This window comes from Mycobacterium simulans (genome assembly GCF_900232995.1).
In the GTDB taxonomy this organism is placed as follows: domain Bacteria; phylum Actinomycetota; class Actinomycetes; order Mycobacteriales; family Mycobacteriaceae; genus Mycobacterium; species Mycobacterium simulans.
Map to the genome: position 1 here is coordinate 481,286 of NZ_OCVX01000003.1, position 18,146 is coordinate 499,431.

18 protein-coding genes, 7 pseudogenes and 2 riboswitches are annotated in these 18,146 nt (G+C 64.4%); of the genes and pseudogenes, 12 read left to right on the forward strand and 13 right to left on the reverse strand.

The window, feature by feature from the left end:
- The 5 genes and pseudogenes from MSIMFI_RS27725 to MSIMFI_RS03005 form a co-directional block, all read left to right on the forward strand.
- Window positions 1-349: pseudogene (locus MSIMFI_RS27725) on the forward strand (PE family protein); the annotation flags it as partial.
- Between the two features lie 130 nt (window positions 350-479).
- Window positions 480-942: pseudogene (locus tag MSIMFI_RS02990) on the forward strand (PE family protein); the annotation flags it as partial.
- A 58-nt stretch (window positions 943-1,000) separates the two neighbouring features.
- Window positions 1,001-1,111: riboswitch (TPP riboswitch) on the forward strand.
- The gene (gene thiC, locus MSIMFI_RS02995; RefSeq protein WP_191496066.1) at window positions 1,102-2,736 is read left to right on the forward strand and encodes a phosphomethylpyrimidine synthase ThiC; all 1,635 of its coding nucleotides are present in this window, start codon (window positions 1,102-1,104) and stop codon (window positions 2,734-2,736) included. (Overlaps the previous riboswitch by 10 nt.)
- A complete protein-coding gene (gene thiD, locus MSIMFI_RS03000) occupies window positions 2,733-3,560 on the forward strand; it encodes a bifunctional hydroxymethylpyrimidine kinase/phosphomethylpyrimidine kinase (RefSeq protein WP_191496067.1) in 828 nt (275 codons plus the stop codon). Before thiC ends, thiD begins: the two co-directional genes overlap by 4 nt.
- Window positions 3,557-4,201: an alpha/beta hydrolase family protein gene (locus tag MSIMFI_RS03005; RefSeq protein WP_191496068.1), complete on the forward strand. Its 645-nt coding sequence runs from the start codon at window positions 3,557-3,559 to the stop codon at window positions 4,199-4,201. Before thiD ends, MSIMFI_RS03005 begins: the two co-directional genes overlap by 4 nt.
- Here the strand turns inward: MSIMFI_RS03005 and MSIMFI_RS03010 are convergent.
- The gene (locus MSIMFI_RS03010) at window positions 4,092-5,375 is read right to left on the reverse strand and encodes a TetR/AcrR family transcriptional regulator (RefSeq protein ID WP_224770225.1); all 1,284 of its coding nucleotides are present in this window, start codon (window positions 5,373-5,375) and stop codon (window positions 4,092-4,094) included. The genes MSIMFI_RS03005 and MSIMFI_RS03010 overlap by 110 nt on opposite strands.
- A 107-nt stretch (window positions 5,376-5,482) precedes the next feature.
- Here MSIMFI_RS03010 and MSIMFI_RS03015 point away from each other — a divergent pair, with 107 nt between their 5' ends.
- Window positions 5,483-5,707, forward strand: coding sequence for a hypothetical protein (locus MSIMFI_RS03015; protein ID WP_191496070.1), 225 nt, complete (start codon window positions 5,483-5,485; stop codon window positions 5,705-5,707).
- Window positions 5,708-5,752: 45 nt separating this feature from the next.
- Window positions 5,753-6,079, forward strand: a complete 327-nt coding sequence (locus MSIMFI_RS03020; RefSeq protein ID WP_186241444.1) for a hypothetical protein — start codon at window positions 5,753-5,755, stop codon at window positions 6,077-6,079.
- On the opposite strand, the gene MSIMFI_RS03025 is transcribed toward MSIMFI_RS03020, so the two are convergent.
- Window positions 6,067-7,539 (reverse strand): peptidase, encoded by a 1,473-nt coding sequence (locus MSIMFI_RS03025; protein ID WP_396819346.1) that lies wholly within the window; start codon window positions 7,537-7,539, stop codon window positions 6,067-6,069. The genes MSIMFI_RS03020 and MSIMFI_RS03025 overlap by 13 nt on opposite strands.
- A gap of 122 nt (window positions 7,540-7,661) precedes the next feature.
- Here MSIMFI_RS03025 and MSIMFI_RS29520 point away from each other — a divergent pair.
- The 3 genes and pseudogenes from MSIMFI_RS29520 to MSIMFI_RS29950 form a co-directional block, all read left to right on the forward strand.
- Window positions 7,662-8,257, forward strand: a pseudogene (locus MSIMFI_RS29520) (restriction endonuclease); the annotation flags it as partial.
- A 158-nt stretch (window positions 8,258-8,415) separates the two neighbouring features.
- A complete protein-coding gene (locus tag MSIMFI_RS29525) occupies window positions 8,416-8,655 on the forward strand; it encodes a type ISP restriction/modification enzyme (protein ID WP_396820131.1) in 240 nt (79 codons plus the stop codon).
- Window positions 8,624-8,757, forward strand: a pseudogene (locus MSIMFI_RS29950) (type ISP restriction/modification enzyme); the annotation flags it as partial. The gene MSIMFI_RS29525 and the pseudogene MSIMFI_RS29950, both read left to right, overlap by 32 nt.
- 68 nt (window positions 8,758-8,825) lie before the next feature.
- On the opposite strand, the pseudogene MSIMFI_RS03040 reads toward MSIMFI_RS29950, so the two are convergent.
- The 3 pseudogenes from MSIMFI_RS03040 to MSIMFI_RS29530 form a co-directional block, all read right to left on the reverse strand.
- Window positions 8,826-9,197, reverse strand: a pseudogene (locus MSIMFI_RS03040) (Rv2019 family toxin-antitoxin system toxin ribonuclease); the annotation flags it as partial.
- A 22-nt stretch (window positions 9,198-9,219) separates the two neighbouring features.
- A pseudogene (locus MSIMFI_RS03045) lies at window positions 9,220-9,594 on the reverse strand (Rv2018 family toxin-antitoxin system antitoxin); the annotation flags it as partial.
- Between the two features lie 42 nt (window positions 9,595-9,636).
- Window positions 9,637-9,789: pseudogene (locus tag MSIMFI_RS29530) on the reverse strand (DUF433 domain-containing protein); the annotation flags it as partial.
- A 112-nt stretch (window positions 9,790-9,901) separates the two neighbouring features.
- Between MSIMFI_RS29530 and MSIMFI_RS03050 the strand changes: the two are divergent.
- The gene (locus MSIMFI_RS03050) at window positions 9,902-10,132 is read left to right on the forward strand and encodes a hypothetical protein (RefSeq protein WP_191496073.1); all 231 of its coding nucleotides are present in this window, start codon (window positions 9,902-9,904) and stop codon (window positions 10,130-10,132) included.
- Between the two features lie 315 nt (window positions 10,133-10,447).
- On the opposite strand, the gene MSIMFI_RS03055 is transcribed toward MSIMFI_RS03050, so the two are convergent.
- From MSIMFI_RS03055 to MSIMFI_RS03070, 4 genes are all read right to left on the reverse strand, one after another.
- The gene (locus tag MSIMFI_RS03055) at window positions 10,448-11,929 is read right to left on the reverse strand and encodes a M28 family peptidase (protein WP_396819347.1); all 1,482 of its coding nucleotides are present in this window, start codon (window positions 11,927-11,929) and stop codon (window positions 10,448-10,450) included.
- A complete protein-coding gene (locus MSIMFI_RS03060; RefSeq protein WP_191496075.1) occupies window positions 11,926-13,428 on the reverse strand; it encodes a M28 family metallopeptidase in 1,503 nt (500 codons plus the stop codon). Before MSIMFI_RS03060 ends, MSIMFI_RS03055 begins: the two co-directional genes overlap by 4 nt.
- A gap of 96 nt (window positions 13,429-13,524) precedes the next feature.
- Complete coding sequence (locus MSIMFI_RS03065) at window positions 13,525-13,950, reverse strand: DUF2752 domain-containing protein (RefSeq protein ID WP_186241439.1); 426 nt, start codon at window positions 13,948-13,950, stop codon at window positions 13,525-13,527.
- A 14-nt stretch (window positions 13,951-13,964) separates the two neighbouring features.
- A complete protein-coding gene (locus tag MSIMFI_RS03070) occupies window positions 13,965-14,297 on the reverse strand; it encodes a CD225/dispanin family protein (protein ID WP_191496076.1) in 333 nt (110 codons plus the stop codon).
- 335 nt (window positions 14,298-14,632) lie between these two features.
- Between MSIMFI_RS03070 and MSIMFI_RS03075 the strand changes: the two genes are divergently transcribed.
- Complete coding sequence (locus MSIMFI_RS03075; protein WP_191496077.1) at window positions 14,633-15,154, forward strand: serine/threonine protein kinase; 522 nt, start codon at window positions 14,633-14,635, stop codon at window positions 15,152-15,154.
- A gap of 142 nt (window positions 15,155-15,296) precedes the next feature.
- Here MSIMFI_RS03075 and MSIMFI_RS03080 read toward each other — a convergent pair whose 3' ends face one another.
- The 4 genes from MSIMFI_RS03080 to thiO form a co-directional block, all read right to left on the reverse strand.
- Window positions 15,297-16,067 carry an SGNH/GDSL hydrolase family protein gene (locus tag MSIMFI_RS03080; protein WP_224770048.1) on the reverse strand — a complete coding sequence of 257 codons (771 nt, stop codon included), beginning with the start codon at window positions 16,065-16,067 and terminating at the stop codon, window positions 15,297-15,299.
- Window positions 16,064-16,822 (reverse strand): thiazole synthase, encoded by a 759-nt coding sequence (gene thiG / locus MSIMFI_RS03085; RefSeq protein ID WP_191496078.1) that lies wholly within the window; start codon window positions 16,820-16,822, stop codon window positions 16,064-16,066. The genes MSIMFI_RS03080 and thiG overlap by 4 nt, the downstream gene beginning before the upstream one ends.
- Window positions 16,815-17,012, reverse strand: coding sequence for a sulfur carrier protein ThiS (gene thiS / locus MSIMFI_RS03090; RefSeq protein WP_191496079.1), 198 nt, complete (start codon window positions 17,010-17,012; stop codon window positions 16,815-16,817). Before thiS ends, thiG begins: the two co-directional genes overlap by 8 nt.
- Window positions 17,009-18,016, reverse strand: a complete 1,008-nt coding sequence (gene thiO, locus MSIMFI_RS03095; RefSeq protein ID WP_191496080.1) for a glycine oxidase ThiO — start codon at window positions 18,014-18,016, stop codon at window positions 17,009-17,011. The genes thiS and thiO overlap by 4 nt, the downstream gene beginning before the upstream one ends.
- A riboswitch (TPP riboswitch) is annotated at window positions 18,007-18,118 on the reverse strand. (Overlaps the previous gene by 10 nt.)
- Window positions 18,119-18,146 lie beyond the last annotated feature (28 nt).

The window sequence follows — 18,146 nt, forward strand, 5'->3', positions numbered from 1 at the left end:
GATGATCGGCAACGGTGGGGTCGGCGGCGCCGGCGGTGACGGCGGCGTCGGGGGAGCCGGCGGGGCCGACGGCGGCAACGGCGGCCGTGGCGGGCTGCTTTACGGTGACGGCGGGGCGGGCGGGACCGGCGGACGTGGCGGGAACACCCTCCTCCCGGGCTTCAATGGTGGCACCGGCGGTCGCGGCGGTGACGGCGGTGACGCCGTCCTGATCGGCAACGGCGGTCTCGGCGGGGCCGGCGGTGCCGGTGGGTCCGGCACGCCGACCGGTGCCGGCGGGGCCGGCGGCGACGGCGGCGTTCGTGGTCAGCTGCTCGGCGCCTCCGGCGCACCCGGCTCGCACGGCTGACACCAAGACGTCGGGCCGCGCCCGCACACCTCCGCTGCGTAGCGCCAGACCAGCGCATTCCACGACTATCCAAACACCTCTGCGAGACAGTGCCCAACAGAGCCTGTAACAAACACCGATGAGGTGACCCATGTCGTACGTGATTGCGGCGCCGGAGATGCTGGCGGCGGCGGCAACGGATCTGGCGAGCATCGGTTCGGCGATCAGCGCGGCCAACACCGCCGCGGCAGGCTCGACGACGAGTGTGCTGACCGCGGGCGCCGATGAGGTATCGACGGCCGTCGCGGCGCTGTTCGGCGCGCATGCCCAGTCCTATCAGCTGCTGAGTGCGAAGGCCTCGGCGTTTCATGAGCAGCTGGTGCTGACCTTGAACGCCGGTGCCGGATCGTATGCCAGCGCTGAGGCCGCCAATGTCCAGCAGGCAGTGCTGGACGCGATCAACGCCCCCACCCAAATCGTGTTTAGCCGCCGGCGGCGGTCCAGGTGGCAGCGGCGGGGCGGGCGGGAACGCCCTTGGGCTGATCGGCAACGGCGGCGCCGGCGGCAGCCGCGGGCTGCTTCTCGGCGCCCCTGGCACACCCGGCCCCAACGGCTGACCCCAAGACACAGCTGCACACCCTTGCCGCGCTGCGCTAGCGTGAGAGGCGGCATAACTAACCACGCGGGAGCGCACGCCGAGTGCGCTGAGAGGACGGCTGGGGCCGTCGACCGTACGAACCTGACCGGGTAATGCCGGCGTAGGGAGATGAAAGATGACCGTTACCGTCGAGCCGTCTGTGACCACCGGCCCCATTGCCGGCAGCAGCAAGGTGTACCGCTCGGTTGATGGCTTTCCAGACGCGCGGGTCCCGTTCCGACGGGTCCACCTATCCACCGGCGATCACTTCGACCTGTACGACACTTCGGGGCCTTACACCGACCCGGACGCGGTGATCGACCTGCCGGCCGGTCTGCCGCCCCGGCCCGGAGTGGTCCGAGACCGCGGCACCCAACTACAGCGCGCACGTGCCGGTGAGATCACCGCGGAGATGGCGTTCATCGCCGCCCGCGAGGACATGCCCGTCGAATTGGTGCGCGACGAGGTTGCCCGTGGGCGCGCGGTGATCCCGGCCAACCACAACCATCCCGAGAGCGAACCGATGATCATCGGCAAGGCGTTCGCGGTGAAGGTCAATGCGAACATCGGCAACTCGGCGGTCACCTCGTCGATCGCCGAGGAGGTCGACAAGATGGTGTGGGCCACCCGCTGGGGCGCGGACACCATCATGGATCTGTCCACCGGCAAGAACATTCACGAAACCCGTGAATGGATCCTGCGCAATTCGCCGGTGCCGGTCGGCACGGTGCCGATCTATCAGGCGCTGGAGAAGGTCAAAGGCGATCCGACCGAACTGACCTGGGAGATCTACCGCGACACCGTGATTGAGCAGTGCGAGCAGGGCGTGGACTACATGACGGTGCACGCCGGCGTGCTGTTGCGCTACGTGCCGTTGACAGCCAAGCGGGTCACCGGCATCGTCTCCCGCGGTGGCTCGATCATGGCCGCCTGGTGCCTGGCACATCATCGAGAGTCGTTCCTGTACACCAACTTTGCCGAGCTCTGCGACATCTTCGCGCGCTACGACGTCACCTTCTCACTGGGCGACGGGCTGCGTCCGGGGTCGATCGCCGACGCCAACGACGCCGCGCAGTTCGCCGAACTGCGCACCCTGGGCGAGCTAACCAAGATCGCGAAAGCCCATGGCGCACAGGTGATGATCGAGGGTCCCGGGCATATCCCGATGCACAAGATCGTGGAAAACGTGCGGCTCGAAGAGGAGCTGTGCGAGGAGGCCCCGTTCTACACGCTGGGCCCGCTGGCCACCGACATCGCGCCGGCCTACGACCACATCACGTCGGCGATCGGCGCTGCCATCATCGCCCAGGCCGGCACCGCGATGCTGTGCTATGTCACCCCGAAGGAGCACCTCGGGCTGCCGGACCGCAAGGACGTTAAGGACGGCGTGATCGCCTACAAAATCGCCGCGCACTCGGCGGATCTGGCCAAGGGTCATCCCCGCGCGCAGGAGCGTGACGACGCACTGAGCACGGCGCGGTTCGAGTTCCGCTGGAACGACCAGTTTGCCCTGTCGCTGGATCCCGACACCGCACGGGAATTCCACGACGAGACGCTACCGGCCGAACCGGCCAAGACCGCGCACTTCTGCTCGATGTGCGGGCCGAAGTTCTGCTCGATGCGAATCACGCAGGATGTCCGCGACTACGCGGCCGCGCACGGGCTGGACAGCGAGGAAGCGATCGAGGCTGCCTTGAGCGAGGGCATGGCCGAGAAGTCACGAGAGTTCGCCGAGCACGGCAACCGGGTGTATCTCCCGATCACGCAGTGAGCTACCTGCCGATACCGCCGCCCGGCGCGACGCCGCCGCGGGTGCTGACCATCGCCGGATCGGACTCCGGGGGCGGCGCCGGCATCCAGGCCGATATGCGCACCATGGCCTTGTTGGGCGTGCACGCATGCGTGGCAGTGACCGCGGTTACCGTGCAAAACACGTTGGGCGTCAAGAGCTTTCACGAGATTCCTGGCGATGTGGTGGCCGGCCAGATCGAAGCCGTCGTCACCGACATCGGCGTGCAGGCCGTCAAGACCGGGATGTTGGCGTCGTCGGCCATCATCGCCGCGGTGGCCGACGCCTGGCGCCGCCTTGAACTGTCAGTTCCGCTCGTGGTCGACCCGGTGTGCGCGTCGATGCACGGAGACGCGCTGCTGGCAGCGTCGGCCCTGGATTCGCTTCGCACTCAACTGTTTCCGTTGGCCACGCTGGTAACACCTAATCTCGACGAGGTGCGCCTACTGGTCGATATCGAGGTCACCGACGCCGACACGCAGCGCTCAGCCGCCAAGGCCCTCCACGCGCTGGGTCCGCGGTGGGTACTGGTCAAGGGTGGACACCTGCGCTCCTCGGACACCAGCTGCGACCTGCTCTACGATGGCACCTCCTGCTACGAGTTCGACACACCGCGGCTGTCCACCGGCAACGACCACGGCGGTGGTGACACACTGGCCGCCGCGATCGCCTGTGCACTCACCCACGGCCTCACGGTGCCGGACGCGGTCACCTTCGGCAAGGAGTGGGTTACCGAATGCCTGCGCGCCGCCTATCCGCTGGGCGGGGGCCATGGCCCCGTATCTCCCTTTTTCAGGCTCACATGAACCTCAACGAGATAGCGGGTGTCGCACACGAGCCCGAGGGCACTCCAAACGGGGTAGTCGTATTGACCCACGGCGCCGGCGGCAACCGGGAATCCGCACTGTTGCAACGGGTTTGCGAGGAATGGTCGCGGCGCGGCTGGCTGGCGGTCAGGTATAACCTCCCCTACCGCCGACGCCGGCCCAAGGGTCCGCCGTCGGGCTCGGCAGCCACGGACCGCGAAGGGATCGCCGAAGCGATCGCGTTGTGCCGCGGCCTTGCCGATGGTCCGCTGATCGCCGGCGGGCATTCCTACGGTGGTCGGCAAACGTCCATGGTGGTGGCCGCCGCCAAGCAAGCGCCAGTCAACGCACTGACGTTGTTCTCCTATCCGGTCCACCCACCGGGCAAACCGGAGCGAACCCGCACCGAGCACCTGCCCGACATCGCGGTGCCTACCGTGTTCACCCACGGCACGTCGGATCCGTTCGGCACGATCGCGGAGCTGCGGGCCGCCGCGGCGCTAATCCCCGCGCCGACCGAGATCGTCGAAATCACCGGCGCGCGACACGACTTGGGCTCGAAGACCCTCGACGTAGGCGCTTTGGCGGTCGCGGCGACACTGGGCCTGCTGGGGGGTCAGCTCCCGGACCAAACAACGTGACCTCCATCAGCTTTCGCACACACGCCTGCGCATAAGCCGTATCGTCCGGGCTCGCCATCCGCCCTAGATCGACCACCAGTGCCATAGCGGCCTGCACCAAGAATCGCGCCTGCATCGGGGTGAGCGCCGGTCGCGAAGCCGTCAGCAGCCGCACCCAAGAGTCGACTGTCGACAGCTGCACGTTGTGCAGCAACATCTGGTCGGCGGGCGTCAGGTTGACCCGCTCGGTGTAGTAGACCGCGACCAGCTCTGGGTTGGCGAACGACGTTGCTACATAGGCCTCGATCAAGAGCAGCAATGCCTGCCGTGGGTCGGTGATAGCGCCGAAGATCGGCGACAGCTGCCCGGAGACTCGGTCGGTCGCCCGGCGCAATCCGGTTGCCAGAATCTCGCACTTGCCGGAGAAGTAACGATAGATCCCCGACACCGGTATGCCGGCGGCCGCGGCGATCTGCGCCATGCTGGTTTCCGTATAGCCCCGGTCTTTGAACAACGCCATCGCCGCGTACAGCAACGCTTCGTAGACACCAGCATCCTCGGCGAAGATCCGCCAGGACGCTGGCCGAGGAAAGACATCCCCTGGTTGCGGAAGCTCCGCGGATAAGATCGCCGCGGCCGCCGCGGCCAGCAGCGCACGGATCTCGTCGGCCGGCAGCCGTGCGCGGTGATCCACGATACTGCCGATCACACTCAGCACCCCGGCCGACAGCATCCACCGCTGCGCGGAAGTCAATGACGGCCGAATCACGATGAGCGGCTTCTGAATCCGACGATTCACTAGGCGCAGTTGACCGGTCAGTGTGGACTGGTCCTCAGCGCGCAGATAGCGCGCCTGCCAGCGGTACAGACCGCCGGAATCGCGGTTGTCCAGAGTAGCGTCGATGAGCGCCGCAACGAGCCGGTCCAGCATCGCGGCCGGGTCCGGACCTGGTTCTGGGTCCCCTGCTGGGCCCGGTTTTAAGTCCGTGCAGTCGACAAGTTGCTGACTCAAGGCCAGCACCGCGCCCCGGAACAGGTCGTACTTGCCTGCGTAGTGCCGGTACAGCGCGGGCGCCGAGACCCCGACCTTGGCCGCGATGGTTTCCATGCTGACGGCGTGATAGCCGTGCGCGCTGAACGCCTCGGCGGACGCGCGGGCTATTTGTGCCTTGCGGTCTTTTGGCCGCCTCCGAATGGCGCTGGCACCGGTGGACACCGCCCAACTGTATCGCCTTTGCAGAATCTGCATTAACATAATCCTGGTTTAGGGGAATTGTCCGAGGTGCTTTCGGAGGAACCGACATGCTGGAGAGAGTTCGCCAAGTGCTGAACGTCCAGGTCACCGTCGGCCAACTGATAGTCCTCGGACTGATCGTCGGGACACCATATCTGCTGGTAGGAACGGTCTGGTCGATGACGCACACCGAGCATTTGCATCGGCTCCATGGGGCCGATCTGGCGGTGTCGTTTTTGGGGTCGATCGCGTCGTGGCCAGTACTGCTGTTCTCCGACGTATGCATGACATGAGCGCAAGAACCGAATCGTGAATTACATAGGTAGCATGGGGAAGTTGTGAGTCGTCGTCAGTTGTACCTAGGTATCGCCGGCCTGCTACTCGGGGTGGTCGGGTTGTTCGCCCTCTACCTTCCGGTCTACCTGAATCAATTCGATTCGTACGGCGTCAAGATCACGTGTGGCAACGGCTTCAGCTCCGACCTCACCCAGGCTCACCAGGCCAACAGCGACGCCCTCGCGTCGCAGTGCGACACCGCACTGTTGGTGCGTCGCGCCTGGGCGATCCCGACCGTTGCCGCCGGGTGGGTGTTGATCACCGGCTTCCTGGTGATCTGGGTGCATAACGACCAGAACAAGAAGCAGGAAGTCACCTATACCGGATAGCGCGCGTAGCAGCCGTCCATATCGCCGCCCACGCCGCCACGGAACGCAGCGATGCGGGTGAATCCGGCAGGCACGCTGACACCGTCGGCGTCACTGGCCACCATGTGATTTGTGAGCAGCCCGGCCACGGCTTCGTCGAGGTCACCGGCGGTCAGGATGAGTTGCTTGCCGGAGGGCAGATCAATCGGCTCGGCCATCTTGCGGTGCGCAACACCAGTCAGGCATGCCGTCCGCAGCGCGGTCCACGGGCTCTGCATCGCGAGGCCCCGTTCATGCTGCACCGCTAGCGCGTACCGCGACATCACGATCGACAGGGCGGTGTCGTCACCCTGCGGCAGGCTGTGTTCCTTTTCGCTGGCAACCTTGCCCATCGTGGCCAGTCCGGGCAGGTCGACCACGATGGTGTTGGTGGCTGGGCAGTAGGACGCCGGTGGGCTGGGCTTCGCATCGGGGCAACCGGTCGCCTTGTAGGACAGCGTCGGCGGGTTCTTGGGCGCGAAGATCTTGCCCATGAGCTCCATCAACGTCGACAGGGTGTCTTCGTTGATCGGGACTTCACCGGTCTCCGGATCCCCGTAGTCATCGACCCGCAGGGTCTTCGGCAGGTCACCGCGGCGCTGCTCGATCTCGGCCTTGTTGATTGCCGCGCACGCCGGGGTGCCGTTGATGAAACCCATCTGGAACGCGCTGACCCGATCCAACGCCGACCCATGTTCGTCGTCGTTTTCCGTATCGGCGTCCATAACCGGGTCGCGGGTCGTGATGATCCCGGCGATCACATGGTCGAGCCCGTCGGCGGTGCTCAGCGTGAAGCGCGGTGACTTACCGTCGGCCACCCAATACAGGTAGACCCCTGCGAAACAGTCCGCCTGCTGCTCACGGACGATCGTTGGGTCTCTTCTGGTCACCAATTTCGCCATGCTCTGCAGAGCGTGTCCGAACTCGTGTGCCAGGACGCCATTCACGGACATGTCGCCGAAGTACTTTTGCGCTATCGCCATGAACACCCCACGGTCCCAGGCGATCAGATTGCAGCGCGAGGTGAAAAATGCGTTGACGAGCTCGTATGTCTCGTTGTGGCAGACGATTGGACTGTTCGGATCGTTGGAGTCGTAGGAGACGAGCTTGTCGACGGGTTTGAACGTTCCCTTCAGCGGGTCGGTGTAGTTGGCTCTCCAGTACTGCTCGATGTCGTTGATCGAGAGCAACGACAGCTTGTCGATCGCTCCGTTGTTGGTGTTGATCACCGTGCCCGTCGCCGCGGGTGCGTTCGGGCGAGCGCCGCTGGGACCATTGGTCGCGGGCAGTCCCCCCACCCGAAATGGGTCGTTGAGGATCGACAGCGCGCGACCTCCAACTACCGTCGTGCAGCCGGCCACCACCAGTATCGCCCCCAGGCAGGCGATAGCGGCCCGCACCGACGCGATCAGCCTGCGAGAGCGACCACACCGCAACTTCATTTGACCAACCCCGTCCCAACCGGCCTGCACTATAAGGAATCCCATCTTAGATCGGTTGATTTGCCATCAGTACCCAAACGAAGCTGCCGCGATGTCGGAGCTGCGCAGTATCGTCGTGCGGCATCGGGTCGGTACACGAGGTCATCGAGGCGTTTCCGGAAGGCTCCGTCGAACTCGGAACGGGGAACGAAGTTCTAGAAGTTGATGGTGCGCTACTTCGAGCTGACCCGATGATGTCGCAGCATTGCGACGCGGTGTGGCGCTGGATCGATTGGCCGGGACGGCAAGGCAAGCCCGACACCGGCATCGACCTGGTGGCCCGCGAGCGCGACACCGGAAACTACACCGCAGTTCAGTGCAAGTTCTACGAGCCGACGCACATGCTCTCCAAGGCCGATATCGACTCATTCTTCACCGCGTCGGGCAAGACGGGCTTCACCAACCGAGTGATCATCTCGACCACGGATCGCTGGGGTAAGAACGCGGAGGACGCGCTGGCCGATCAGCTGATCCCGGTGCAGCGCATCGGCATGGCCGAAACTTGGCTCAGGCGACACGGCACGCGCCACGACCGCACCAACAACAGGCGATCGACGCGGTGTTCCGCGGTTATCGTCTCGGCAACGAGCGCGGCAAGCTAATCATGGCATGCGGTACCGGCAAGACGTTCACAGCGCTGAAAGTCGCCGAGCGCACGGCCGCCGAGAATGGCGGCAGCGGACCTACGAGAAGTCCGAATCATACGGCAGCACACTAGATTTCGCATCCACCAACGACACCGGCATTGACGAACACGGCTACCGCCGCCTCGACAACGTGACCAACGGCATCCACAAGCTCTACCGCGATGCAATCGGCCAGCACGACCTGAAGAAGATGCTGCCGCACATCCCAACTCCCGAAACACGGGAGCGATTTGACCGGCTCGCTGAAGCCGGCCGCAAACTCGCCGAGTTGCATGTCAACTACGAGTCCGTCGAGCCGTACCCCCTTGAGGTGCAACTGAAACCGGGCGTAGATCCGGCCGACCGAGAAACCTGGCGCGTACAGAAGATGAAATGGCGCTCCAAGAAAGATCATTCGGCGATCGTCGGGAATCGTCAACGACCCCAATGATTGGCGCGACGACACAAGAAGCCGGCCTACATCGTCGACCTCATTAAGAGGGTGACCACGGTCAGCGTTGAGACCATAAAGATCGTCGACCTACTCACATGACGAGAACCGGCCGGGATAGCGCTAATGCTGTCGCGTGATCTTGCCCGTCTAGACGGTATGGATGAATGGCCCGGCGATCGCGCGGCACGTGAAATCGCGGCCACATTGGTGATGAACCGTGCCGCGGCATCTTCTGCCAGCAGGTCAACTCGAGGCACGCAGAATAATCGGGCACCGATGTCCAGTACCGTCTGGCGCTCGAGTTGGTTTCTCCGAATATTGTCGTCCTTATGGAAGCCGATCCAGCCACGTTCGGCTGTCAAGGCGATCCACTCATGATCACTGACGCCTTGGGCTCGCTGCTCGCCGTAATGCTCCCGCATCGTTGTTAGGGCGAACCCAGCAGCCCGCAGGAGTTGGGGAACTTGTACCGCCCCCCCAGGCGTCCTGTCGACAAAGATGTGATCGAGACCCACTATGAGGCGCGGATCAGGCCGCAATGGCGTCAAGTGCGTCGAGCAGTTAGGACTCCGTCACGCCATAGTCGTCGGCCACCGCTTGGAAACTGGCGCCGGCACGCAACGGCCCTAACGCGTCAGCCACCCGGGCACCGCTGACATCGAACACCGGCTGCCCGTACCCGCGGCGAGGATCCAGTACGACATTTGCGTCACCGTACTGAGGCAATCGGATAACTGAGGCGAATTTGTCGTCGGCAAAACTGATCTGCTTGAGGTAATGCTCAACGATCTCCTTGAACACGTACTGGCCGGATCTCGGGACGATCAGCCCCTTGACCACGTCCTCGTCCGGGCTTCCTTCCCCGGACTCTTGGGCGAATCGCCATAGCACTTCGGCGCCGTCGGTGAACAGATCTTGGGATGCCAATGCATGGGGGTATCCACGGGTCGGCTAGGGAAACGCCGTGATAATCGGTTAGGTCTTGACCGTCGGCCCGGTGGCAGGCCGTCGTTCGTACCCATCCGTCCAGGTCGTCAACGTTGGGCGCGGAACCACCAGATACTTGGAAGCCTCGGCGAGTGTGTAAAGGGGCACGTCGAATCGCAGGTCCGACGATTGGGCGCCAGCCATCGATTCACCTCCCCTAGTTTCCTGCCGCACAACGTACCCCTACTGAGAGCGCCGTCGGCGAAGCCCCGTGGCTCTACCGCCCTTCAACCAGCTCGCTTGCTAGCATCGAGCGATGGCCAGGATGATTGCGTTGCGCCTTTTTGACAGCGCGTACCAAGTCCTCAAGCGCTATAGCGGCCTGGACAAACTGTCGATGGACTCGTGGAGCGCGGGCTTGCTCGACATAAACGACATGAGGCGGCGCTGCGCGGAGCATGACCAGTGGATGCGAGCACACCCGGAGGCTGCTGCTTTCAGCGAGGCTTGGGCCGATCGCAACCTCGGCATGCTGGCTAATCGTTGAACCCACCCCCACGCCGGGGCGACATTTGGCGAACGGACACCGGCGTTACCGTGCTGGTGATTTCGTCAGCGGTGTACAACGAGATTCCCAGCGAGCCAACCGTTATCGTCGTGCCTGTATTCGATTCCGAGCCTGACGCCGGTTTTGGAGTGGACTTGGCTGATGGCTGGGCGGCTCCGGGTCTGATAACCAGCTTGCGCAAGACGAACTTGAGCGATCGGCTTCGGCAAGTCGACATCCAGTCGCTCACTGACGTCAACAATATGCAGTTCAGGCTAATCGCGACGCCAGAGCGTTAGTCCCGGTACCCCCGGGCTACGACACCCGGGTGCGATGGCGCTTGTCATGGGGTGTGACGCCGTTGGCGCCTCCGATTGACTCCGCGTAGCTGCCCACCGCGAACGCCACTCCTGAGCCCATTACGGCCAATGCTTCCCGGTTGATGTTTTCGATGGTGTCACGAACGCTCTGGTAGTTGGGGTCGAACCAAACGCCAGTCTGACCGCCCCAGAGCCGCGCCTGCACAACGGTTTTCGGTTGCGAAGCGCCGGTGGTCAGGCCCCCGATCGGCACACCGGCGACGAGAAAGGGATGGTAGGCGACCCTGGAGTTCAGCGGCATGTCGGCGGGGCGCTTGCCGGCCAGGTTCAAATAGCCGGCCAGGGTGCGCTCGATGCCGGCCGAACCTTCCGGCACGTCCGCAGCAGCCACACCCGGTCCGGCCGGACCGGATTGGTCGCCGTCGTCGGTGAAAAAGCCCGCGTTCGCCGACCCGAGCATGTCGAAGTTCAGGTACAGCGCGATGTCGTTGAGCTGTTTGTTGTCCAGGCCGAACACGTAGTCCATGGAACCGTTGAGCCCGTTCTCCTGGCCTCCCCAGAACGCGAACCGCACCGCATTGGCCACCGGCGGCAACGGACCCAACTGCAGAGCCGTTTCCAGCACCGCGGCCACGCCGGACCCGCCGTCGTTGATGCCGGGGCTCTCACGTGGGCTGGCGAGATGCGCGCCCACCGTAATCACCTCATGGGGGGCGCCGGTCTTGGTCTGCGCCAGCACGTTTCGCGATGTGATCTTGACGTTCTCGGCGTCCAGCACCAGGCGCACCGGCGCGGTAGCGCGCCCCAGCGCGGCTGCCGCGTTGGCGCCGACCACCGCGACCGGCACGGTCAGCTGGTTGTAGTAGCCAGGGTTGAACAACGTGGGTGGGGCTCCCTGATTGCTGGCCTGGCTGACCACGATCAGCGCCGCCGCGCCCTTGGCAACCGCGCTGTTCTGTTTGTCGACCACCGAGCAGCGGGTGTCATCGACGACCGCTATGGCACCCGTTGGTAGCACGGACTGGTAATCGCCCGCAGTGCATCCGGCTGGCCGTGCGGGCCGGACCACCTGGCCCGTCAGGCCCCCGGGAGGTGTTCGGACCAGCAGCGACGCCTGGTCAACGGAATAGCCGCGTCCGGCGACCGTCAGCGTCGGCTTACCCGGCGACCCCGGGTACAGCCGTTCGAACTCCTGCGTCGTCACATCAAATCCCCTGCTGCGCAGCGCTTTCGCCACGTACTCAACGGTGGCGTCGTAGCCAGGCGTGCCGTCGGCCCGATTCCCCTTGTTGCCGTTGGCGATCGCCTGCAGCGCACGCAGATGTGTGAACATGCCGTCCGCGGTCACCTTTACCGAGAGCGTTCGGCCGAAGTCCGGCGCCGCTGCCGGCGGTGCCGGCTGATGCGTCGTTGAGCATCCCACCAACAGGCAGGTCAGCAGCGCCGCCCCCAGCCCCCGAACCATGGCGGGCGTCATGGTTTGGTGAGCACGTGGCGGGTGCGGTCCTCCATGATCGGAACACCATTGCGGCCACTCAGGTCCTGCGCGTACAGGCCAACCGCGTAGGCGACGCCGCTTCCTTGGATGGCCAGCGAGGTGCGGTCGATGTGTTCGAGGGTGTCGCCCTTCTGGTGATAGTTCGGATCGAACGGCTGATCCGCGGTCCCGCCCCACAGCTTGGCCTGCTCGTCGGTCATTTTGACCTCCGCGCCGGAGAACAGCCCACCCGACGGGATTCCCGCCAGGGTGAACCCGTCGTAATCGGAACGACCGTCGAACGACGTGTCCTGCGGGGTCTTGCCGGCCATCTTCAGATAGGCGGCCAGCGTGCGTTCGATGCCGGCGGAGCCTTCGGGCACCACCGGTTGGCCGCGCGCATCCATTGGCAACGACTGATCACCGTCATAGGTGAAGTAGCCGGGATTTGGCGATGCCAGCATGTCGAAGTTCAGATACAGGGCGATGTTCTTGAGAGCGTCGAGATTCAGCGACTCGACGTAGTTGCGCGAACCGATTAGCCCGAGTTCCTCGGCGCCCCAGAAGCCGAACCGCACCGCGTTACGCACGTGCGGTGAGTTACCCAGCTGCACTGCGGTTTCCAGAATCGCGGCCACCCCGGAGCCATTGTCGTTGATGCCCGGTCCTTCTGGAACACTGTCCAAATGTGCGCCCGCCATCACCACGTCTGTGGGTGACCCCGTCTTGGTTTGCGCGATCACGTTGCGGGCCTTGAAACTCTGGGTGCTCGCCGTGAGCTTGATGGTGGTTGGTCCGGACTTGCCCCGGAGCTGAATACCGACAGACTTGGTGACACTGACCACCGGGATCTTGACGTCGGTGTTTGCCCCCAGCGTGCCGCCCATCGATTGCTCGTCGACATTGTCGGCGATGATCAACGCCGCGACACCGCGCTGCGCCGCAGCATCCTCTTTCTGAGCGAACTGGCAGTTGCCACGATCAACCAGCACCACCGCGCCTTGCACTGGCAGATTGTCGTAGTCGCTGGGCGTGCAGCCCGGGCTGTCGTCGGCGGGTGCGACCACCAACTGCCCGGTCACGCCGTCCGGCGGGGTACCGAGGCTGTACTCCAGGGCGCGCGCCTCGGCAGTCAGACCGCCAACGGCCACCGAACCCTTTTCGGCGTGAAACACGCGGGCCGAAAACTCAGGGGTTTGGACGTCAAAACCATTGTTGCGCAATGTGTTTACCACATAGTCCACACTGGCTTCATAGCCGGGAGTGCCAACCGCCCGGGTCCCGTTGTTCGCGTTGGCGATGTCTTGAAGCTTCGACAAGTGCGCCATCATCGCGTCTGCGCTCACCTTATTGCGCAACGTCATGGCGAACTCAGCCGCGGCGGGGTTGCTGGAAGCCGGCTTCGACTGAGTCCGCCAATGAACACACCCCGTTGCCAGGAACGCAACGACCACGGCCACGGCAAGCACCGCCGGGAACATCTTTGATTTGTGCACCATCGCGCTCAGACTAGCTCAGATTAGAAGCGGGCTCCTGAAGTAGCGAAAGCCGCATCCGCACAAGCGAATGCGGCTTTCGCATCACAGCGACCAAATTCAGACAAACAGCGTGGTGAATGGCGCAACGGGGATGTTGCGCACCACAAACCAAGCCAGCACCAGCGCCAGGGCCACTACTGCCGCCCAGCGGCGATGCTGCCAACTCCCGATTCGTCGGCCTACCAAACGCCCATAGGTCCAAGCCAGGTAGGCCCACACCAACAGCGCCACCGCCGCCAGGCCAAGAGCGTTAAACCTGACAGCCGCCAAAAGGTTGCCGTGCATAAGGCTGTACAGCATTCGAAGGCTGCCACACCCAGGGCAATCGATTCCCAGCAGAGCCTTGGTGGGACATACCGGCAGTGGGCCGTTCGGGGTTGTCGGATCACCCACCCAGATGGCGGCGCATACCAATGTCGTGGACGCGGCCACCAGCAGTGGCGCACCCAAACTCAGCGGCGCCGACCCTTGGCGGGTCACCATCAGCTCACCCAGGCTTAGTACATCGTGGTGAGCATCATCGCCGCGCTCTCAGTCCCGGCGTTGAGGGCACCCACCGCCAACAAAATGCCGTAGATGACGAATACGATCACGCCTGCGACGGCCGACCAGATCACGAACTTCTTGGCGGAATCGGCCGAAGCCTGAGCTTCCGCATAACGACCCTGCGCCCACAACCCGTTGACCTGGGTGGACTTGACAATCGCAACGATGCCAAGGGGAAGGCAGCAGAACAACGTCACCAGAATTGACCAGACCAAGTAATTGTCAGGTTGTTGGCCGGCGGGCGGCTGCTGCGGCGGGTAACCGGGAGGTGGTGGTTGTGTCATGGATTCTCCAGTCAAATGAAGTTAGCTGGCGTGAAGCGGTGCTTACCATACCGGAGCGGCGTCGCGACGGCATCACCAACCGGAAAATCGCACTTGTGCATGTTAACCATCACTTACGCGATCACCACGTCTATGATGCGCCGACGCCTAGCGGCCCATTAAAGACGCATTGCTGCATAGACAGACAATTTCTAGCGGAATATGTTGCATATCCGACAAATAGCGCTGTAGCACCTTTATTAGTAAGTAGCTCTAGTTTTCTGGCGAATGACAGAAATAGACTCCTGGATGTCAGCGCTGCTGCACCGTCGGTCCGACAACCGTAAGGAGTAAGGATGTCTCACCTCACCAACGCGTTGCGAGCCGCGACGGCTGCAGCGCTAATGGGCAGCTTTGCCTGCCTAGGTACAGCCACCGCAATCGCGGACCCCACCGGCAACTCGTCGGATGTCAACACACTCGCCGCGTCGCTGTCGAAGGGCTACGGCCTCAACAATTGCACCGCACAGTCAATCAGCGCTGGTGAACTCGCCGCGCTTTCGTGCGGACAGAGCCCGGACTCAGCCGGACCAGTTCAAGCCAAGTACATCCTCTTCGCCAACGCCGACGACATGAACGGCTCATTCAAAGCCAGCATCAAGGACGAAACCCTGACCGCATGCGGCGACAGCGGCCAATCACCGACCACCTGGCACCAGGGCAGCGCCGGTTCCACCGCCGGACAGGTGGCGTGCGGGACCTATCAGGGTGCCGCCGAGATCATCTGGACCACCGACGCTAAGAACGTCCTCAGCTACATCCGCGCATCCAACACCGACGTCCCCGCGCTCTACCAGTGGTGGCGTACTAACGGCTGAAGTCACTCGTAGTCCTCGAGATCGAGTGTGAGCTCAGGGCTTTCAGCGTGTATCCAGGGCCGGATCCGGCCGGTTTTCGCGCCCACAGTTCACGCTCAGAACCCAGGATTCACGCCAGATCGACTTGAAGGCTACAACGCCTTTAAAGCGCCTTTAAAACAAGCTCCGCCACCGCGCGCATCCCGGCGTCGTTGGGATGCAGCGGTGCCGGCCGACCCGGTAGTGGCACACCGAATTTCGTCAGCTTCACTGTCCAAGGCGCATCCGACCATGCGTGATGGTCGCGGCTGGCGGCACCGGCGCACACGAGCCCACACCCGGTCGCCGCAGCGGCGTCAGCCGTGAGCCGTTCGAGTGTGCCGGCAACGTGGCGCCCCAGCGCGGCATCCACCTCGGACAGTGGCGGAGCCGGCGCACCCGCCGGCGGCAGCACCGTGAGGTAGTCGACGAAAAGCACTCGGGCTTGTGGTGCGCGTTCTCGTAGCGTCTTGCCCACCGCGCACAACGCATCAAAAGCCTCGGCCAGCGCGCCATCCCGTGCGTCGCGGTCCAACAATTCACGCATGCGCCCCCCGAGCACCGGCACCCGCCGTGCAATGAGCGGCAACGACGCGGCCATGAGCAGCGGTATGTAGCCGACGTCATTGCCCCCGATGGTGACCGTGACCAAGTCCTCCGAGCCGTCCAGAGCGGTGATTTGGGGCGGCGCGCCATGCTGGTGATCGGCGAGCACATGCGCGGTGGTCGCGCCAGAATAGGTGACGTCAACCAGATCAAGGTTCAGCCGTTCGGCGACCAGATGTGGGTAGTTGCGGGCGGATCGGCCTGCCCGCCAAGGCGCTCCCGCCGCGTGAGGCTTGATACCCGGACCGGCGGCCATCGAACTGCCCAGCGCGACATAACGTTTGGTCATAACGCCGGGCTAGACGCCTGTGCCCAGAAGCGTTTCGGGATCCGCCCGGCCCGACGCGCCAGATAGCCGGCGGTGACGGCGGCGGCCATCGCGGCGGCCATCGCCGGCGGGTCGGCGGCTCGGGTCACCGCAGTGGCCAACAGTACGGCGTCACAACCCAATTCCATCGCCAGCGCGGCGTCACTCGCGGTACCGATACCCGCATCGAGCACCACGGGAACGCCGGCGCGAGCGACGATCATCTCGATATTGTGTGGATTGGTAATGCCAAGACCGGTGCCGATCGGTGCCCCGAGCGGCATCACGGCCGCGCACCCGGTGTCCTCCAGTCGACGGGCCAGCGCCGGGTCGTCGTTGGTGTACGGCAGGACCACAAACCCGTCGTCCACCAATTGCTCTGCGGCCCGAACTAATTCGACGCCGTCGGGCAGCAGCGTGCGTTCGTCGGCAATCACCTCGAGCTTGACCCAGTTGGTGTTCAGCGCCTCCCGGGCCAATTGCGCTGTCAGCACGGCCTCGGCGGCACTGCGGCAGCCCGCGGTGTTGGGCAGCGGCGTAATGCCGAGCCGGTTGAGCAGGTCGAGCAGTCCGGTTCCACCCTCGGCGTCTACCCGGCGTATCGCGACAGTGGTCAGCTCGGTACCTGACGCTATCAGCGCCCCCTCCAGTACCGCCAGATTGGTCGCTCCCCCGGTGCCCATGATGAGCCGTGACGCGAAGCTGCGGTCGCCGATTGTTAGTTTGGAATCAACCACCCTGCACCGCCGTTACTACCTCGAGTTGTGCACCTTCGGAAAGCTTTGTCGCCCAATTAGATCGCGGGAGCACCGCCGCGTCCAGTGCCACCGCGACACCCCGGTCCGGGAAACCCAGCGACGCCAGCAGGGCGGCTACGGTGGTCCGCTCGTCGACCTCGATCCGTTTGTCATTGACAACCACGATCATGAGTGCACTCCCACCGGAACGAGTTCGGACACGATCTGTTCGGCGGTCCACGGCGCCAACAGAAAACCCGATCGGCCGTGGCCCGCGGCCACCAACGTCCGTGCGTCCAGGCGCTGCACAAACGGCAGGTTATCGGGTGTCATCGGGCGCAGCCCGGCGGCGCACTCGGCCAGTTCGTACTCACCCAGCGCCGGCACCACTGCGCACGCATCGTCGAGCAGGTCACGGACTCCCGATACGACGGGCGTAGTGTCGCGGCCATGTTCGTACTGGGTGGCGCCGACGACCACGCCGTCGGATCGCGGCACCAGGTACACCTGCCGTCCATGCACCCGGGCTCGAATGACCCGCTGCAGCAACGGCATACACCCCTTCCGCCAGCGCAGCCGCAGCACTTCGCCTTTCACCGGGCGCACCGGTAGGCCGGGCCACAACGCTGGCGCGTCAATGCCGTTGGCGATTACCACCGCGTCGCCTTCGATCCCTGCCAGGTCGGCCACCTGCGCCGCCCACTGAATGCCCAGCCGTTCGCACTCCAGGCTCAACGCGTCGAGCACGGCGCGGTTGTCGACAGCCAGTTCGGTGGGCGCCCGGAAGCCGTGCCGAATGCCCTGTGCCAGCAGGGGTTCGACATCGCGCGCAGCCGACTCCCAGACCACCGGGTGGCCCTGATCGGACAACCAATCCGCGACGGTACGCAGGTCGTTTACGTCGGCCGCATCGACGGCCACCGCCAACGACTCACGTGCGGTGACCACCTGCGGTGGCAGACCATCCAGATAGCCACCCTCGCGCCACAGCCGCAGCGACTCCAGACCCAGCCGCAACAACCGTTCCTCACCCGGCCAGGCTTCGCTGTGCGGTGCCAGCATGCCGCCCGCGACCCAGGACGCGCCCCGCTCGTTGCTTCGGTGCACCCGCACCGACCAACCGGCTTGGGCCGCTCGGCGCGCCACCGACAGCCCGATGATGCCGCCGCCTATGACGGCCAGCGCATTCGACATCGTCCGCTCCCTTCGCCGGCATGACCCGGATCAGGTGTGACGGTCAGGGCAGGATGTGTGCCCACTCTCAGCCCCGCTCCCGGGACTCCCGTGTGTTTCTCAGCGTCCACGCTAGCGCGCTAACCCGGAT